16 protein-coding genes and 1 pseudogene are annotated in these 17,654 nt (G+C 39.0%); 13 read left to right on the forward strand and 4 right to left on the reverse strand.

Annotated features, from left to right (window positions below; translation table 11 throughout):
* Nucleotides 1–44: 44 nt before the first annotated feature.
* Nucleotides 45–941, forward strand: a complete 897-nt coding sequence (locus MMO42_RS14370; protein ID WP_241321026.1) for a bile acid:sodium symporter family protein — start codon at nucleotides 45–47, stop codon at nucleotides 939–941.
* A gap of 37 nt (nucleotides 942–978) precedes the next feature.
* Nucleotides 979–2,337: an amidohydrolase gene (locus MMO42_RS14375; protein WP_241321027.1), complete on the forward strand. Its 1,359-nt coding sequence runs from the start codon at nucleotides 979–981 to the stop codon at nucleotides 2,335–2,337.
* Between the two features lie 74 nt (nucleotides 2,338–2,411).
* Here the strand turns inward: MMO42_RS14375 and MMO42_RS14380 are convergent, their stop codons facing one another.
* The gene (locus tag MMO42_RS14380; protein ID WP_241321028.1) at nucleotides 2,412–3,410 is read right to left on the reverse strand and encodes an AraC family transcriptional regulator; all 999 of its coding nucleotides are present in this window, start codon (nucleotides 3,408–3,410) and stop codon (nucleotides 2,412–2,414) included.
* A gap of 216 nt (nucleotides 3,411–3,626) precedes the next feature.
* On the opposite strand from MMO42_RS14380, the gene MMO42_RS14385 reads away from it, so the two are divergent.
* From MMO42_RS14385 to MMO42_RS14405, 5 genes and pseudogenes are all read left to right on the forward strand, one after another.
* Entirely contained in the window at nucleotides 3,627–4,658 is a 1,032-nt protein-coding gene (locus MMO42_RS14385) for a fatty acid desaturase (RefSeq protein ID WP_241321089.1), read from the forward strand.
* A gap of 136 nt (nucleotides 4,659–4,794) precedes the next feature.
* Entirely contained in the window at nucleotides 4,795–5,271 is a 477-nt protein-coding gene (locus MMO42_RS14390; protein ID WP_241321029.1) for a DUF2147 domain-containing protein, read from the forward strand.
* A gap of 402 nt (nucleotides 5,272–5,673) precedes the next feature.
* The gene (locus MMO42_RS14395; RefSeq protein ID WP_241321030.1) at nucleotides 5,674–6,084 is read left to right on the forward strand and encodes a hypothetical protein; all 411 of its coding nucleotides are present in this window, start codon (nucleotides 5,674–5,676) and stop codon (nucleotides 6,082–6,084) included.
* A gap of 41 nt (nucleotides 6,085–6,125) precedes the next feature.
* Nucleotides 6,126–6,425: pseudogene (locus tag MMO42_RS14400) on the forward strand (hydrolase or metal-binding protein); the annotation flags it as partial.
* A gap of 751 nt (nucleotides 6,426–7,176) precedes the next feature.
* A complete protein-coding gene (locus tag MMO42_RS14405) occupies nucleotides 7,177–7,515 on the forward strand; it encodes a hypothetical protein (RefSeq protein ID WP_241321090.1) in 339 nt (112 codons plus the stop codon).
* 456 nt (nucleotides 7,516–7,971) lie between these two features.
* Here MMO42_RS14405 and MMO42_RS14410 read toward each other — a convergent pair whose 3' ends face one another.
* Entirely contained in the window at nucleotides 7,972–9,180 is a 1,209-nt protein-coding gene (locus MMO42_RS14410) for an FAD-dependent oxidoreductase (protein WP_241321031.1), read from the reverse strand.
* 154 nt (nucleotides 9,181–9,334) lie between these two features.
* Nucleotides 9,335–9,868 carry an Rrf2 family transcriptional regulator gene (locus MMO42_RS14415; RefSeq protein WP_241321032.1) on the reverse strand — a complete coding sequence of 178 codons (534 nt, stop codon included), beginning with the start codon at nucleotides 9,866–9,868 and terminating at the stop codon, nucleotides 9,335–9,337.
* 599 nt (nucleotides 9,869–10,467) lie between these two features.
* Between MMO42_RS14415 and MMO42_RS14420 the strand changes: the two genes are divergently transcribed.
* From MMO42_RS14420 to MMO42_RS14430, 3 genes are all read left to right on the forward strand, one after another.
* On the forward strand, nucleotides 10,468–10,983 hold the full coding sequence (locus MMO42_RS14420; protein ID WP_241321033.1) for a sigma-70 family RNA polymerase sigma factor: 516 nt from the start codon (nucleotides 10,468–10,470) through the stop codon (nucleotides 10,981–10,983).
* Nucleotides 10,984–10,987: 4 nt separating this feature from the next.
* Complete coding sequence (locus MMO42_RS14425) at nucleotides 10,988–11,938, forward strand: FecR domain-containing protein (RefSeq protein WP_241321034.1); 951 nt, start codon at nucleotides 10,988–10,990, stop codon at nucleotides 11,936–11,938.
* A gap of 89 nt (nucleotides 11,939–12,027) precedes the next feature.
* Nucleotides 12,028–14,472 (forward strand): TonB-dependent receptor, encoded by a 2,445-nt coding sequence (locus MMO42_RS14430; RefSeq protein ID WP_241321035.1) that lies wholly within the window; start codon nucleotides 12,028–12,030, stop codon nucleotides 14,470–14,472.
* A 117-nt stretch (nucleotides 14,473–14,589) separates the two neighbouring features.
* On the opposite strand, the gene MMO42_RS14435 is transcribed toward MMO42_RS14430, so the two are convergent.
* Nucleotides 14,590–15,051: a helix-turn-helix domain-containing protein gene (locus MMO42_RS14435; RefSeq protein WP_241321036.1), complete on the reverse strand. Its 462-nt coding sequence runs from the start codon at nucleotides 15,049–15,051 to the stop codon at nucleotides 14,590–14,592.
* A 162-nt stretch (nucleotides 15,052–15,213) separates the two neighbouring features.
* On the opposite strand from MMO42_RS14435, the gene MMO42_RS14440 reads away from it, so the two are divergent.
* From MMO42_RS14440 to MMO42_RS14450, 3 genes are all read left to right on the forward strand, one after another.
* Entirely contained in the window at nucleotides 15,214–16,080 is an 867-nt protein-coding gene (locus MMO42_RS14440; RefSeq protein WP_005292424.1) for a metal-dependent hydrolase, read from the forward strand.
* Between the two features lie 128 nt (nucleotides 16,081–16,208).
* Nucleotides 16,209–16,889: a glutathione S-transferase family protein gene (locus MMO42_RS14445; RefSeq protein WP_241321037.1), complete on the forward strand. Its 681-nt coding sequence runs from the start codon at nucleotides 16,209–16,211 to the stop codon at nucleotides 16,887–16,889.
* Nucleotides 16,886–17,653, forward strand: a complete 768-nt coding sequence (locus tag MMO42_RS14450; RefSeq protein WP_241321038.1) for an SDR family NAD(P)-dependent oxidoreductase — start codon at nucleotides 16,886–16,888, stop codon at nucleotides 17,651–17,653. Before MMO42_RS14445 ends, MMO42_RS14450 begins: the two co-directional genes overlap by 4 nt.
* The last annotated feature ends 1 nt before the right edge of the window (nucleotide 17,654 follow it).

Below are 17,654 nucleotides of genomic sequence, written 5' to 3' on the forward strand. Positions count from 1 at the left end.
ACAATGGAATTGCCAAAAGAATAATTTAAAAAAGGGATTAGACAATGGATTCAATGCTGATTACGGTATTTTTACCTATCGCTTTAGCAATTATTATGGCTGGTATGGGCTTAGAGCTCACACTCAATGATTTTAAACGTGTTCGTCAGCATCCGAAAGCAGTGTTTATTGCCTTGTTTTGCCAGTTGGTTGTTTTGGTAAGTATTGCATTTCTGATATGCAAAGTTTTTGCTTTGCCGCCGATGATTGCTGTGGGCCTAATGTTACTAGCCGCTTCACCAGGCGGTCCGACCGCCAACTTATATAGTTATTTATATAAAGGTGATGTTGCGCTCAATATTACACTCACTGCAATTAATTCAGTGATCGCTGCTTTTTCATTGCCTTTGATTGTCAACTTTGCTCTACAGCATTTTGTGCCGGGCGAACAAAATGTTGGATTACAATTTTCCAAGATTGTTCAGGTATTTATCATTATTGTTGTTCCTGTAACTATTGGGATGTTCATTCGACACTTGTCTCCGTATTTTGCAGAGAAACTAAATAAACCCATTCGTATTTTTGCCATCGTCTTCTTACTTTTTATTGTTTCACTTGCTATTGCCAAAGATTATCAAAAATTATTGGCTTATTTGGGACAAGTTGGCAGTGCAACATTTCTGTTCTGTATCTGTAGTTTGATAATTGGTTATTTTGTACCTCGTTTATTTGGTATTAGTAACTTCCAAGCGAAGGCATGTGCTTTTGAAATTGGTATTCACAATGGCACATTGGCATTAACAATAGCACTTACTGTTATAGCTAATTCAATGGCAGCGATGCCCGCGGCAATCTATTCAATATTTATGTACATTGTGGCGGCTTTATTTGGCATGTTATTAAACAAATTAGAGAAGAGAGATGTTCCTCGGAGCATCAATAGTACAATCAATCAAGCTTAATGGACGACCTATTAAAAGGATAGATACCTTGAATAACATGACTAAATTTTTATTCCAATTGCTGGGCGGCTCTACACTAGTCATCAGTACAATGGTAAGTGCGACACAGGATACACAGCAAAATTTGCCAGCCGTCTCTGTGAAAGCACTGTCAATTATTGATGATCAAACGGAATGGCTGACTAAAACGTATAAGGATATCCATGAGCATCCTGAACTTGGATTCATGGAAACACGTACCTCTGCCATTGTTGCCAATGAGCTAAAATCACTTGGCTTTGAAGTGACTATAGGGGTTGCCAAAACAGGTGTCTTGGCAGTTTTAAAAAATGGTGCAGGCCCTACGGTTATGTACCGAGCTGATATGGATGCCTTGGCGATTCAGGAGGAAACTGGTTTACCATACGCCAGTAAAGTTCGCTCTCGCCTTCCTGATGGTACAGAAACTCCTGTTGCGCATATGTGTGGTCATGATGCACATGTGACATGGATGCTGGGTATGGCTCGCACAATGGTAGCGCTGAAAAATGAATGGAGTGGCACCATTGTCCTGATTGCCCAGCCTGCTGAAGAACCTGTTTCGGGTGCAAAAGCAATGTTGGCTGATGGTTTATGGAGTAAATATAAATTACCAAAACCAGATTATTTCTTTGCTGTACACACGACACCTGTACCTGTGGGCATGGTTTTAAATGCGCCTGGGCCAAGAATGGCGGGCACAGACCAGTTGGATGTATTGTTTAAAGGACATGCTGGGCATAGCTCAGCACCACACTTAACTAAAAACCCAATCAATATGGCGGCTAATGCGATTACCCAATATCAGACGATCGTTGGTAATGTGGTGAGTCCGCAAGAGCCAGCAGCATTATCTGTTGGAGCTATTAATGCGGGTGCGACAAACAATGCAATTCCATCTTCTGCAAATGTGAAGATGAATATTCGTTGGTTCAAACCAGAAGTACGTGATGGTATGCTGGAAAGTATTCATGCAATGAGCGATGGTGTGGCACAAATGCAGGGTATGGAAAAAAATGAACTTCCTGAGATTAGTATTAGAAGCTCAACACCGCCTTTGATCAATGATAAAGCACTTTCAGAGCGTTTAAATGGACCTTTGAAAGCATTATTGGGAGATAAAAAAGTTGTTAATGATTTCCCAGCATTTATGGCATCCGAAGATGTCCACAATTTAACAGGTGAATATAAAGATGTTCCATTCACCTTTATGTTTGTGGGTATTGCTAATCCACTAACCTTTGCAGCAGCAAGACTAAAAGGGCATCCTGTACCTTATCTTCCTCATAGTCCAAATTATGTGGTGGATTTAAAAGCCTTACCAATGGGAGTAAAGATCTCAACGGTTTCGATGTTAGAACTCTTAAATAAGAAATAATCACTTAAAAAAGCTGCCTCTTTCAAGGTAGCTTTTTTTAATACTTAAAAAAGTGTTGCACAATGAATCCAAACTTAATTACATTGTTCTCGATAGTGTAAAGGGGAGAAGTTGGTCCAGCGTCGAAAAGCCCGTGTAAAGCTACTCACATCTGTAAAGCCAAGAATATAAGCAATCTCCGTAATACTATATGAATTGTTTTTAATATAAGAAATAGCTAGTTCCTGCCGAGTATTATCCAATATTTCACTATAAGATGTGTTCTCTAACGAAAGTTTACGTTGCAGGCTACGCGTACTAAGTCCAAGGCTTTTTGCAATCTCTTGTTGTTGAATTTCGCCAGCCGCCAAATTTTCAATGATTTTTACCTTGATACGTGCCTGAATATTTTCCTTATCAAAGCGAGCTAGATAGCGCATGATAATTTCATCATATTCCTGAGAAAGTATGGGGTTAGCGCCCTCTAATGGCAGTTCTATACTTGCTGTATCAAAAACAATCATGTCTTTAGGAGCATCAAAAATCAGTGGCGCTTTTATAATACTCCGATAGGTTTCTATATCCGTTGGTTCAGAACGTCTCAACTCTATTCTTAAGGGAGAGAAAAGTGAACCCTGTAAAGCTCGACTGGAACGGATAAAAACTGAAATAAAAGCATCTATTGATTCGGGCTGAACCTCATCAGGAACATGGATAACAAAGTAGTGATTTTGACCTTTCTCATAAAATTCTAGATTAGGAATATCGGTCACTAACCTAAAATATCTGATTATTCTTAAGAACAGTTCTTTCAACGTGGTACTTGTGGCAAGAGAATGTCCGAGTACATGAAACGTATGTTGATTGACTTGGCTGGCGACTTTAAGTCCAAAACAGGAGTCTTGAGTCGCTTCCGTTGCTAATTTCCATAAATGTGCTGTCTGCTGTAATGAGTATCGAGCATCTGGATTATTAAGCGCCTGAATATCTAAACCAGCTTGTTCAATTAAACTTTTACTATCACAACCTGCTTTTTCAAGGGCTTTTTGAATTGCCTTAACCCAACTCGTCAAGGCTGTTGCAGTCTGTGGCATGTTATATCCTATAACTTTTAATTCAATTTCCTCAGTTCAGTATAAAAGATTTTTTTAAAATAATTTTAATGATTTCTATCTTCAATAATGAATTGGCATCAATAGCCAATAAATTGGCGTTTCCAGTTAAGAACACTTTTAAGGATCTGAATAAAGTAGAACCATTAGGAGATTAAGGAAAAATAAATGAGCTACTCTTATAAAGATCCAACAGGTATGACTGATGCTCAAAAAACTGAGCATATTAAACGTGTGGTAACAGCTGAAGGTGTTGCCTTGCGAAAACGCTTTCCCATTTTGAATCATCAAAATGCGATTGGCGCTTTTATTTTAGCTTTTTCATTACTAGGGATGGTGGTTACTGCTTATTTCTATATTGAACAGCAACTCTCTGTCTGGTGGACTATTCCACTGATTGCCTTTTTTGCATCTTTAACCCATGAGTTAGAACATGATTTAATTCACTGGATGTATTTCCGTAAAAAGCCTTGGGCTCATCATTTAATGATGGGATTGGTTTGGTTGGCTCGTCCAAGTACCATTAACCCATGGGCACGTCGTGAATTACATTTCAACCACCACAAAACCTCTGGTACAGAAAGTGATATTGAAGAAAGAGCATTGTGGAATGGAGAGCGCTGGGGAATTCGTCGTTTTTTTGCGACTGGTGATAATGGCCTCGCTGTTTTATTTAGAGCACTTTCGATCAAAGATTGGGATACACGTAAACGCATTATCAAACGTAGTTTGGCAGCTTATTTTCCAATGGGTTGGATTCACTGGGGACTTTGGTACGTCTTCCTTGGATTCCACGCACTCAGTTTCGTTTTTAGTCTAGCCGATGCACCGATTGCATGGTCAGCAACCACATTACAAGCAATGAGTATTGTCAATATTTTAACTGTGATTTGGGTTGCCCCTAATGTATTACGTACCTTCTGCTTGCACTTTGTCACCAGTAATATGCACTACTATGGTGACGTTGAACTAGGGAATGTGATTCAGCAAACGCAGGTGTTGACACCTTGGTGGATGATGCCATTTCAATTGTTCTGCTTTAATTTTGGTTCAACTCATGCAATTCACCACTTTGTTGTCAAAGAACCATTTTATCTTCGTCAAATGACAGTACCTGTTGCACATAAAGTCATGCGTGACATGGGGGTAAGATTCAATGATGTGGGGTCATTTAAACGTGCCAATCGTTGGAATGACGTGAAACTTTCACAACAAATTCAACAACAATAAAAATTTCAAGGCGGTAAGAGAAAGCTAGGTCTTTTTCTTACCGTAAGAATGTTAATTCGATTCTTCATGGAAAAGAGACGGAGTAACTCCCTTAAAAAACTAAATCAGCTTAAATTTATGAAAATATGGAGTAAACATGTTTAAAAAAGTGCTCATGAAAGGAATCGTGTGTCTCACTATTATGTCCACAAGCCTAACAACTTTTGCAGCTTCGGTTGAGGGGTATTGGAGGGTTATTAGTGACCGTACAAGTGAACAATCAGCCATTATCGAAATCAAGAAAGCTGGGGATGGAACTTATCGGGGAAAAACGGTTTATATTTATCCGAATCTTAGAGGTGGAACAGGTTCAGAAAATTGTACAAATTGTCCAGCTCCTTATACCAATAAACCACGCTTAGGTTTAGAGTTCATGACAAATTTGATTCAAGATCCTAAAGATCCAAGTACCTATGTAAAAGGTAAATTTATTGATCCAACTTCAGGAAAAATCTATTCAGGCAAGATGCGATTATCTGAAGATGGTAAACGCCTCAAAGTAAGAGGTTATATCGGTGTGTCAGTATTAGGGCGTTCTGCGGTTTGGATAAGGACTGATAGTCCAACATCATAATTTAGTCTTCAGTTACTTAGAACCTCTAGTCTGAATAATTTTCAACAATAATGAATCTTCGGGCAGAATATACCCTATTTGGCAGCTAATCTATTTGGGCAATGGTGAAATGCCAGAGATTTAGATAAAACTGTATGGAACAACATTCATGTCCAAGGGGTTTACATGAGTTCTGTAAATATTAGAAATAGACTTTCCATCATTCAAAATTAGTCTGATGAATTGAGTATGTTCATCTGTAAGTGTATTCATGTGATTACTAATTATCTTAGGTAATTTGTATTAAGGTGATAACTTAAATAATTCTGACAGTCCTTGGTTCGTTATCATTTACTAAATAGTTCCCTTTTTTGTTTTTGAAAACAATCGTAAGAATAATTATCTGATTAACAATGGAGTGTTATGGGATCAATTATAAGTTTCATCTTTTTACTGCTCATGATTCAATGTTTGTTTAGTCTAAAATATGGCTATGACTATAAGACGGCGAGTTGGACATTGTTATTTACAGCCACAATAATCCCGCTATTATACATTATAGGCAAATACAACAATGAAGTATTGATTGTTTCCAGAATAACTTTCTTTGCAATTTCAGGGGCAGTCGCTACCCTGTGTTTCCATCCTTTACTAGATTTCTATTCATTAAAAAGTTCTAGCTATTCCTTACTTGACTGGGCAGCAGCTAATGATACTAAGATTATCGTTACGCAGCAAAAAGCTTGGTATGGCATGTGGTACATGAAACTGTTATTGGCTGTGTCTGGTTCACTGGTCGCCATGACTATACAGCAGCTTTTTGAAGATGACTAATCATCTGTTTTCTCTGACATATTCTTCCTTTCGCGTCATATGAATCCAATGTGTAGGACTCATTTATCTTTAGAACTACTAGCTTTAACAGCATCTGAACTCTGGCAGCAAAACTGAGTTGCTACCATGCAGCAGCAGGTGACGTACTTTCTTGTTTACCCTTACAGTTAACCCAGTGTGGAAAAAGTACAAGTCAAGTTATCGTATTCTGATTTATTATCTTGACTTAACCTTGTGTTATTCAGCTAAACAGATTGGTACACAGCAAGGCAGCAGAATTTTATCAAGAAGCTTTGGATCATGTATCAAGACAGGGAGAGAGTAATGCTAGCTTTAAAATACGATTGATATTTTTGAGGAGCTCAATGTGGATGAGACAAGATCAGAGCAATAATCAACATCGAGATAATGGGTCAAGATTGGGTAAATTTGAATTGCATGAAAATAAAAAATAAATAAAACAGTAGGTTATTGATTGAATTCAACTGACGCCATCTCCACCAAAATTCGTTATATAAAAAAGCCACTTTTTTAAGTGGCTTTTTTATTGCCACATTTTCCCCACATTAAAATGTGGCGTAAAAAAAGAGACCTAAAAAGGTCTCATGAATAGAAATCAGTTTTAATCAATTTTCAGCTTTGCAATTTCAGCCTTATTTTTATCTTCATGCATCCATTTTGCATAGCGTTTCATCATCTAGCAAACTAATCAATAAAAAGAGCAAGGACGCAGGATTTTCTTAAGAGCCTCTGGATTTGTGGCACGACAAGGTTACGGCAATACCAGTTTTGAGGTGGGAAGTGAAGAGAACTTGGATAGTGGATCAAAAAACAGAAGTACGTCAGCAACTGTATGACCTGCCTCGTATTTAATATATTTAAGAGCTTTATAACAGCCATTGCAGATTGCTTTCAGAAGGGAGCTTAATTTCTTAAGTATTTAATTTGTATTGTGAAAAATAAATAATGAATAACTTTTAATGATTATGTGTAATCCTGAATGAGTGCTGTTACAACATGTATAAATAGCTAGATTCCCTCATAGGATTATTTAGTATGGATTCAGATAGTAGAATTTATAGGACAAGTATCATGGCAGTACCGCATAGTATCTTTTTTAAATGTTTTTCTATTTTGGGGCTTGTGGCAAGTTCTGCCATCACAAGCGTGACTTTTGCAAGTTCTGAGCAGGCGTGGAACAAACATGATCAAGAAATAAAAATGGCTTGCATAAAAGCTAGCCAACTTAAAAATGCCAAGCCAGTGAGTAATATCATGCTGTTTGATGATCGTGTTGGATACTCTGCACTCCTGATTCAGGGGCAATATCCGCAAGCACATATGAAAAACAAAACGGGTCAAGAACTCTGTTTATGGAACAAAACTAGCAAGAAAGCTTACTTAACTGAAGCAAACATGAAAGTACATTAGAAAGTAAATATGCTCCTTTTAAGCTTATGCAGTGAGCGTTTTTAACCCATTAAAAATGTACAAAAGGGTGTGGAGCAAGATTGGGTAAATTTGAATTCTTAAATAAAATTAATATAAAGCATGACATTATTGATTTAATTCAACAGATGTTATCTCTACCAAAACTCCTCATATAAATCAGCCATTTTTTAAATGGCTTTTTATTGGACAGGCTTTCGACAGGTTCAGTCAGTCTGTAATTCTCCCATCTCTATTTCATTTTTACCGCCATGCATCCAGTTTGCAAAGCGTTTCATCATATGGTTATTGGGTTTGATACAAAGACTGAATTAAGTCTTTCCAATGTCATACCTTTCTAATGACTGATTAACCAAAAAGCTTAACGCAAGTCAAAAAATGAGCATGTTGAAATTGTAAAGATACCTCTCAATAGCAGTATTGAGAGGTGTCTAGCATTTATTGAACAATAATATAGTCAGGATTTGCGATAGCAAAAGCCGCTTCACGATCAGGTGCTGGTGGGTAGATCCAGACAGTATTAATTTCTTGTTTAACTTTCTTTGCTTCGTCTCTTACTATACGAACTTGACGATCCCAACCTTCGGTAAATAAAGCACCCCAAGCGCCTAAATCTAAACATGTTACATATTTAGGTTGGCTGTAGGGATGAGAAGCTAACCCGACTAGTTCAGCAGCAGCATTATGACCTGCAACGCGGCCTAGACTTAAGGCATGTTGGCAGGACATAACGGTAAAGTTGCCATGCTCATCTGTAGCGGCTTTGACCGTATCACCTGTGACAAAAATATTTTTTGCAGCAGGCGCATGCAAGAAAGAATCACCAAGTACGCGACCTAGATGATCTTTTTCACCTGAGATTTGGGCGGTGAGTGGATGTGCACGCATACCTGCTGTCCAAATAATGGTATCACTTTCAATTTTTTCGCCATTTGAAAGTGTTACACCAGATGAATCTAATGCGGTAACCACAACATTTGCTTTGCCTTCAATGCCCATTTCAGTGAATGCTTCTTGGACAATAGTTGCTGCTGTATTGCCCATCGCACTCCCAATTTCTTTAGATGAGTCAATCAGCACAATACGAAGACTATCAGTTGAACCTAAAATATTGCGTAATCGTTCTGGCATTTCAGTTACAGTTTCGATTCCAGTTAGACCACCACCAACCACAACCACGGTATTCCGAGCTGTACTGAATGGTTTTTGAGCTAAGCCTTTGAGATGTTGTTCAAGTTCTTCTGCTCCTGCTAGATTGCTGACGTTGAAAGCATATTGAGAAAGTCCTGGGATATTCGGTAAAAATGCAGTGCTGCCTGTCGCTAAAATAAAACGATCATAAGCAATAATCGTATTTTTACCATTGGACTCTTTAATTTGAACCTCCTGCTTATTTTCATCAATGTGTTCCACAATGCCCGCAATATGCTTTACGCCGATTGCATTAAGCAGTGGAGAAAGATCAGGATTCATATTTTCAAGTGATTGTTCATAAAGTCGTGGCCGAATCGCTAGGTGAGGGGATGGTGAAACCATGAGTACTTCAATGTCACTTTCTTGATCTGCGAGGGCAATTGCTCTTTGAGCAGAGATCGCAGCCCACAAGCCAGCGAAGCCAGAACCTGCAATGATGATACGTTTAGTCATGAGTTTATCCTTTTTGTTCCGCAAATAAGTTTGTTTAAATTGTGTTCAAACATTAAATTCAGGGTGAGCAAATTCTTTCCCGTATAAATCGAGAAATAAGAGAAAAAATAAGGTGTTAAAAAATAGATTTATCTGGAATGAACTAGGGTTTGTCTCAAGAAGAGGAGCTTTTCCGCATTTTTGAGGTTCTTCCATTCATACGGTTATTAATCCAGCCATTCACATCACTAAAGAATACGTCTGGGGCTTTTCTACCAAAGCGTTCCGAAACATCGGCCAGAGAATGGGTCGATAATGCAGTTCTCATGGCATTTTCTGCTTGTTGCATGACCGCGTGTACTGCACAAACACCATCAGTCGCCCATGCAGGAGTTTCATTGTTAAAAACAGCACATCTTCCGCGAACTTCTTGACAGTCAAAAAGAGGTTTAACACCCTCAATCGCATCAATAATATCGAGAAAACTGATTTCATTGGCAGGACGTGCAAGTAAATATCCACCACGGATACCTTCTTGTGCGACCACAATTCCAGCTTTTTCTAACTTGGGAAATATCTTTGCTAGAAAGCTCGGTGAAACACCTTGTAATTCAGCTAAGTCACGGCTGCTAAGTGGTCTTTCTTCATTGTTTACAAGGAACAGAAGGCAATGAATTCCGTATTCCACACTCGAGGTTATATATGCCATGAAGACTCAAAACAGTTATTGCTTAAACAGAGATTAACTTTGTCTTAGTTATTTGTCAACAAAACTAGGGCTAAATTAGTCTTAGTTTTATTTTATATATAGCTAATGTCTTTAAGGAAGAGAGGGAAATGGAAAGAGATTGAATAAAAAATGAAATTAAATATAAGTAAAAATTGATATATAACATTGTGTTATGTGATTTATTTAACTTGAACTATACAGCCGAATTCGCCATCAAAATAAGCCTCTAATGTGATATTTATTTTTTGATTGCCTCTTTATTTTGCACAGCTTTTCACTATCCAATACGGTCCGTTCTGACTAAAACATCTTCCTTAAAGTGATTTTAAGCGTAGAGATTATGCAATGATTTCTACCAGATTGATTGGTGCATAATGTCGGGCTGTCAGTTTTTAAAACCGTAAAAGATAATAATTATTTAAGATATTGATTTATATTAATTATATTTATGGAGTGTGGTAGAGAGTATCAATAGAGTAGAGCTTAAGCTGAGGCTATATTTTGCGATAAATTACAATTGAATTTAAATAAACTTTAAATGATAATAATTATTATTTATATGATGGAATGGCTATTCCATGTCTTCTTCCGCAATCAACCAACAGCTTACAACATTATATGAGCAACATCATACGTGGATTTATCATTGGTTGTATAAAAAATTAGGAAGCTCAGACGATGCTGCTGATCTCGCGCAAGACACTTTTGTTCGGATTCTGGCTCGGCAACAACAACTCGAATTACAGCAACCCCGTGCTTATTTAGTCCATGTTGCAAAAGGACTCATGGTGAATTGGTTACAGCGGAAGGAGATTGAGCGAACTTATCTTGAGATTCTTGTTGAACAACCTGCACATGAACATCCATCACCAGAGCGTCAAGTTTTAATTATTGAAACATTGACCGAAATTGTGCAGTTACTGGCGGAGTTACCTTATACGGTACTTTTAACTTTTCTTTATGCTCAGTTGGAAAAATTAAAATATCAAGAGATTGCGGATAGGCTCGGTATTTCAGTCAGTACGGTAAAACGTAATATCCAGCGAGCGTATCTGCATTGTTTGAATGCAATGTTGGCTGCTGAGGATATTTAGACTTATGTCCAACGTGGATAAGCAGCAAATTTTAGAGCAAGCGATTGCATGGCTTATGCGTATGCAGGAAAGGGAACTTTCATTAGAGGAACTCGAACAGTTACAGAAGTGGCAGCAAGAAAGTTCTCTGCACCAAAAAGTTTGGCAAAAAGCGTTACTGCTACAATCCAAATTTTCAGATGTGCCAATTGAAGTTGCGATACCGGTTGTACAAAAAGTCAGCTACTCATCAAAGCAATATGATAAGAAATATCTCTGGTTATTGGCTTTGTTCCCTATTTTTTCAGGCCTATATTTGACTAGTCAACAACAACAATGGTTTGCCGATTATCGTAGTGGAATTGGGGAACGGAAAAGCATTGTTCTACCAGACGGCGGAAAGCTCTTACTAAATGCAGCTTCTGCAATTGATGTTGAATATACAGATCATCAAAGAAAGATTATTTTGCGTAAAGGTGAAATCTGGATCGAAACGCAACATGACTCACTCAATCGTCCATTTATCGTGACGACTCAACAAGGGACGGTACAAGCATTAGGGACAAAATATCTGGTCAAAATGATGCCTGAGTCTTCTTATGTCACGGTTACCAAAGGAAAGGTGCTGGTTTCTCCCTATCAATCACAACAAAAGCAAATTGTTGAAATCAAACAACAGCTCAGTTTTGATAAGCAAAAAATCGACAAAATAAAACCGCTTGATGAGAGTCATATAGCTTGGACAAAAGGCTTTTTAATGGTGAATGATCTGACAGTAAAAGAATTTATTAGTCGTTTACAGCCTTATCAAAAAGGTTTAATTCGTGTAGATGCTGAAATTGAAAATATAAAAATATCGGGGACTTATCCGATTGATGATTTGCCTAAGGTTTATGCAATGCTTGAGCAAACCTATGCTTTAAAGGTTGAGCAATATGCAGGCGGTTATTGGACCATGATTCAAAGTGCAAAATAAAAACAAAAAAATCTGTTTTCCGTGAGCTGATTTCTTTTTTTAACTGGCATAGATAAGGAAGGTACCATTCTTATTGATAAGGGGGGAATATGTACGCTCAACAGGGAAAAACTGTGCTCACACGAGCAATTAGGATCGCTTTACTCACAGCCGTATGTGGCATTTCGGTTGCAGTCCATGCAGCAGATGAACAAGTACAGCATCATTATGAAATTGCTTCAGGACAATTGGGGCAAGCATTATCCAGTTTTGCAATGCAATCAGGTATAGCATTGTCATTTGACCCTGCATTAACCAAAGGAATCAATACACAAGGTTTAAGTGGCTCTTATAGTATTGCTCAAGGGTTTGAGCAACTTTTGAAAGGGACCAATCTACAACTGGTTCAGCGTGATCATGGCGGCTGGAGCATTGAAAAAATTAAAAATCCTCCAGCAAAACAGGTTCGTGAAGTTGGACAACTCAAAAATATTGCGGTGAATGGCTCAGCACAGGCGGCGATAGATAACACCTCCCAACTTCCAGTGATTAAAGTAGCTGCGGATGATCTACAGACAGGCTTAAAAAAACAAACAAAATCAGGTGTATTAGGGAATAAAACTATCTTAGATACACCGTTTTCTATCACGGTGGTTGAGCGCAGTGATATTGAAAAACGTGGTGCGAAATCTATTGGGCAAATTTTTGCCAATGATGCCTCTGTTTATACGCCAACCAACTCGATGACGACAGATTGGTGGGGAACACAAATTCGAGGACTGGGGGTCCGTAATTATTATGTTGATGATGTTCCCATGTATTTATCTTGGGGTGGGGATTTCCCTGTAGAAGTTACTGATAGTGTCACCGCCTTGAAGGGATTGACAGGTTTTATGTATGGTTTTGGTACCCCTGGAGGGGCGATTAGCTATCAAACCAAGCGACCAACAGCGACGCCACAAAGTAGTGTTCAGCTCGACTATCGTGACAGTAGCTTATTTTCTGCGTACGTAGACAACAGTAATCATCTGGATAGCCTTGATTTAGATTATCGTTTTACCATCGGTGGGGATACAGGGAAGGCTTATAATGATACAGACAATAGCCGTTTCTTGACATCGCTTGCAGTGGATAAACAACTGACAGATCGTATAACCTGGCAAGCAAACGCGATTTATGAATATAACGATAGAAAGCATGAACCGATTCAATTCTACCTCGATAGTTATGACGTGCTAGGTAGTAAAGGCAAGCTACCCAAAGTTACCTATGATTATTCTAATTTAAATATTGATGGTTCTTACTACAAGACAGCCACTTTAGTCGCATCTACAAATTTAAAGTGGCAGATTAATGATGACTGGACTGCTAAATATGACTTTGGATATACCCGCAAAAAGCATTTATCCAATAAAATATTTGCCAACATTGCAAATGAACAGGGCGATTACGAAGGAAATTTATATAGCTTTGCAGGCTTGTCCCAATACTTTCTGAATCAGTTGCAAATCACGGGCAATGTGCAAACAGGATTCATCAATCATGAGTTGGTTGCAGGCACGGGTTTTATTAGAAACTTTGATAAATATTCAGAATTTTTCTGGGGAGATTATTTCAAGGGAAACATTTACCGCAAACCAGATTATAGAATCACCCATAAAGCTGATTTTGCTTTATCTCCAGAAAGCACACCAGAAAGCCAGACTTATGGCTACTTCAGTGACACCCTTCATTTTGGTCCAAAGTGGCAGGCAATTCTAGGGCTTCGTTATACCTATTTTGATAACGAAGCTGCTAGTGGTGCTGCAAATGGCTATAGTACTAAAAAGGCAACACCTACCGTCGCACTCATTTATAAACCGATTCCAGAAGCCACATTCTATACCAGTTATGTTGAGGGAATTGAACGGGGGCAGCGGATCGAAGCACCTTATGCGAATGCGGGTGGTCAGCTCGACGCAACGGTCAGTAAACAATACGAAGCTGGATTTAAATATGATCTTGATCAATTCAGCTTGAGCTCTGCATTATTCCGAGTTGAGCGTGTCGAAGCGATGGATATTATTCGAGATGGCCTAAAATATTTGACCCAAGATGGTTTGACCACCTATCAGGGTGTAGAAATGAACGGGAGTTATAAACCGTCAGACCAATTAAAGCTCGGTTTAGGATTTCTTCGTTTAGATGGAGAAATTAATCGTGTCTCGGATGAGAACAAAGCAATTGAAGGGAATAGCCCTGCATTTGCTGCAAAATGGCAAGCGGTTACCAGTGCTGAATATACATTGCCTATGCTTGAGGGCTTAAGTGTACATGGCAATGTCCGTTACAACGGATCTTCGTATATTACCAATAGCAACGAAATGAAAGTGCCCGCTTATACGGTTGTGAATTTGGGAACATCGTATAATTTTAAACTGAATAAATACGATGCGGTATTGAATGCCAATATTAATAACCTATTCAATAAAAAATATTGGGCAGGGGGGGGATATGGTGCAGGCAATTTTGGTGAAGCGTTGAATGGTTCACTGGGGTTGAAAATTAACTGGTAAGTGAAACGTATAAAAAATCCAGTTTAGATACTGGATTTTTTTATTGTAATTACTGAATTTGATTTAAAAATTGTTAAACCTTCATTACTGAATATAAATAAGCATATTTAAATATCCTTATTCTTCATCACCAATTGGCACGTAAACAGGCGCCATTTCTCTGGCATCAATGGGTTGCTTACAACAATCACAAGTCAGACTTGGGCTGGTTAGCTGACCACAGCTTTTATGCAGATAGCGCAGTTCGGGAAATTGCTTATTTTCATTCTGCCAGATATTGCCCCAAGTGCTCATGGTGACAATAATCGGGTACAGGGCTAAGCCTTTTTCCGTTAATTTATATTCATAGCGTTTTGGTGCTTCGTGATACAGCACCTTTTCAAAAATCTTGTGTTCCACCAAACGGTTAATACGCTCGGTCAGCAAATGACGGGTAATCCCGAGTTGCTTTTGAAAATCATCAAAACGTCGGGTTTTCATAAAGGCATTACGAATAATCAGCAAGGTCCAGCGGTCGCCAAAAATCGACAAAGTCCGCGCAATTGGACAATTCATTTCTCCGAGCTCATGCCATTTCATCGCAATACCATCTATATGTCTTTACAGGAAGCAGGCTGTCATTTTAGGACAACTTGAGTGATTAAGATATTCTCTTTATTGACAACTTATCAAGCCATCTATATTTTTCTATTAAGTTCTTTTTTGGAACTTATTATTTTGAGATCTATCTTGAGGTGAGTTATGTCTATGTCAGAGTTGAAAGAAAAATCAAAGCAAAAGATACCTGCATCATTTCCAGTACGCCGTATGGATTATGAATTTCAGGACATGCCAAAATATTGGTGTAATGATGAACCGACGTTTACCCATTATTTCACAGGCCTTTCCACGCTGTTCCCAGAAGGAGAGTCTTATTTTGTCCGTTCAGTAAGAGCTTTACGTGATCAAGTCAAAAGTAACCCTCAACTCGATCGTGATATTGGGGCTTTTATTGGTCAGGAGGCGATGCATTCCAAAGAACATCACGCTTTTCATGTGAGTGCGCAACAATATGGTCTAGACCCAGAATCACTGGAGAAAGTGACAGGCATCATCCTCAAGGCGATTGAACGCACCTTTCCGAAAAAGTGGAATCTCTTGGTTACGGTTGGTTTGGAACATTACACCGCGGTACTGGTGGTGGAAATGATGAAAAACGTCAATGAATTAATGACTGATACCACGATCCGTAATTTATGGCTGTGGCATAGTGTTGAGGAAACTGAACACAAAGCGGTTGCCTATGATATGTATGAATATCTCTATGGCAAAGGTTTGGATGCCTATATTCCACGCGTCGCAATTTTTAGTTTGAGCTTGGTACTCATTACAACCTTCTCGAATGTCTACCAAGTGGTGTTGATGTCCAGAGACAAACAATTACTCAATCTGAAATCGTGGGCTAAGTTTGCAGGATTTACCGTGCAGGCCTATCGCAAACTGGTGCCGCAATTTTTCTCTTATTATCGTCGTGATTTCCATCCGAATGATACTGATGAATCTGAAATCGTAGCAAAAACCAAAATCAAAATTGGTTTATCGCCTGAACAATCGACTTTTATTCATTAATCAGCGAGAAAAAAATCATCCTCGCTTACACATCGCCAAAGGGATAAATATCTGTAAGATAAGTTGAGCCAGCATTGTGCTGCTTGCTTGTCATTCAGATTAATTCAATAAAAGATGGAAATATAAAAATGAGTACAGTGGTCTTACATCAATGGGAAATTTCACCGTTCTGCAAAAAAGTCGCACGGATGTTGCAGTTTAAAGGAATTCCATTTCAAACAGTGAATTACAACGGTGTATTGGGGGCTAAAGTGCCAAGGCTGAGTAAAGTCGGTAAAGTCCCTGTACTGGATATCAATGGACAGCGCATTCAGGACAGTACTCGAATTGCCCGTTATCTGGATGACGCTTATCCAGATTTGCCACTTTTATATCCTAAGGATCCGTTGCAAAAAGCCTATGTTGAATTGTGGGAAGATTGGTCTGACGAGTTGTTATATTTTTATGAAGTGTACTTTCGGGTGAGCGATGCTGATGCCTTGAATCATGCGGTAGCCATTAGTGCTGAAGGTCGTCCGAAGCATGAGATTGTATTGATGAAACCTTTGCTCAAAGCAGCTTTGAATATGCAAGTGAAGATGCAAGGTACGGGGCGAATGGCAAAGGCGGATATCGAAGCAGAATTTACACGTCACTTAGAACGGATTGAGCTGGTATTAGGCCAAACAGGCTGGTTGGTCGGTGAGACTAAAACCATTGCTGATATTGCAGTGGGTTCTCAACTGTTAGAGGTGGTTCGAACCAGTAAAATTTGGGGACCAAAAATTAACAGCTATCCACATATTCAGCATTGGATACAACTATTATGAATCGGTCGAGTCAAGATATAGCGCAGCCAATTGCTATTGTTGCAGTGGTTGGCGTAGGTGCGGAGCAAGGGATTGGTGCAGCTGTCTGTCGCCGTTTTGCTCAGGAAAAATTCAAAGTCTATGTGGTGGGGCGAACGTTAAAGAAGGTCGAAAAGGTCGCTGCAGCGATTAATCGCCAAGGTGGACAGGCTGTTGCCTATGCGCTGGATGCTGAAAACGAGCAGCAGGTGCAGACCTTATTTGATCATTTAAACAATCAGCCAGAATCATTGGCAGCGGTGATTCATAATGTTGGCGGTAATATTCCCTCTATCTTTTTACAAAGTAGTCTGAAGTTTTTTAGCCAAATGTGGCGTTCCACCTTTTTGTCTGCCGTGTTGGTGGCGCAGCGTAGTTTAAGCATTTTTCAAAAACAGCAGCAGGGCACGCTGATTTTTACCGGTGCCAGTGCATCTTTGCGAGGTAAACCTTTTTTTGCTGCATTTACCATGGGCAAGTCTGCGTTGAGAAGTTATGCCTTGAATTTGGCTGAACTCTATCGCCCGCAAAATATCCATGTGGCGCATGTGGTGGTGGATGGAATGGTCGATGGTGATCGTGTTAATAAAGCCTTATGGGGCTTGGGACGGCTGGCACGGTTAACCCGTGGCACGGGTGGTTTAAATATTGAGGCGATTGCTGAAAATTACTGGATGCTGTATCAGCAAAATGTTGACTTATGGACGCATGAACTAGATGTACGTCCTTATCAGGAGAAATTCTAAG

Origin of the sequence: Acinetobacter sp. ANC 3882 (genome assembly GCF_022549545.1) — a bacterium.
In the GTDB taxonomy this organism is placed as follows: domain Bacteria; phylum Pseudomonadota; class Gammaproteobacteria; order Pseudomonadales; family Moraxellaceae; genus Acinetobacter.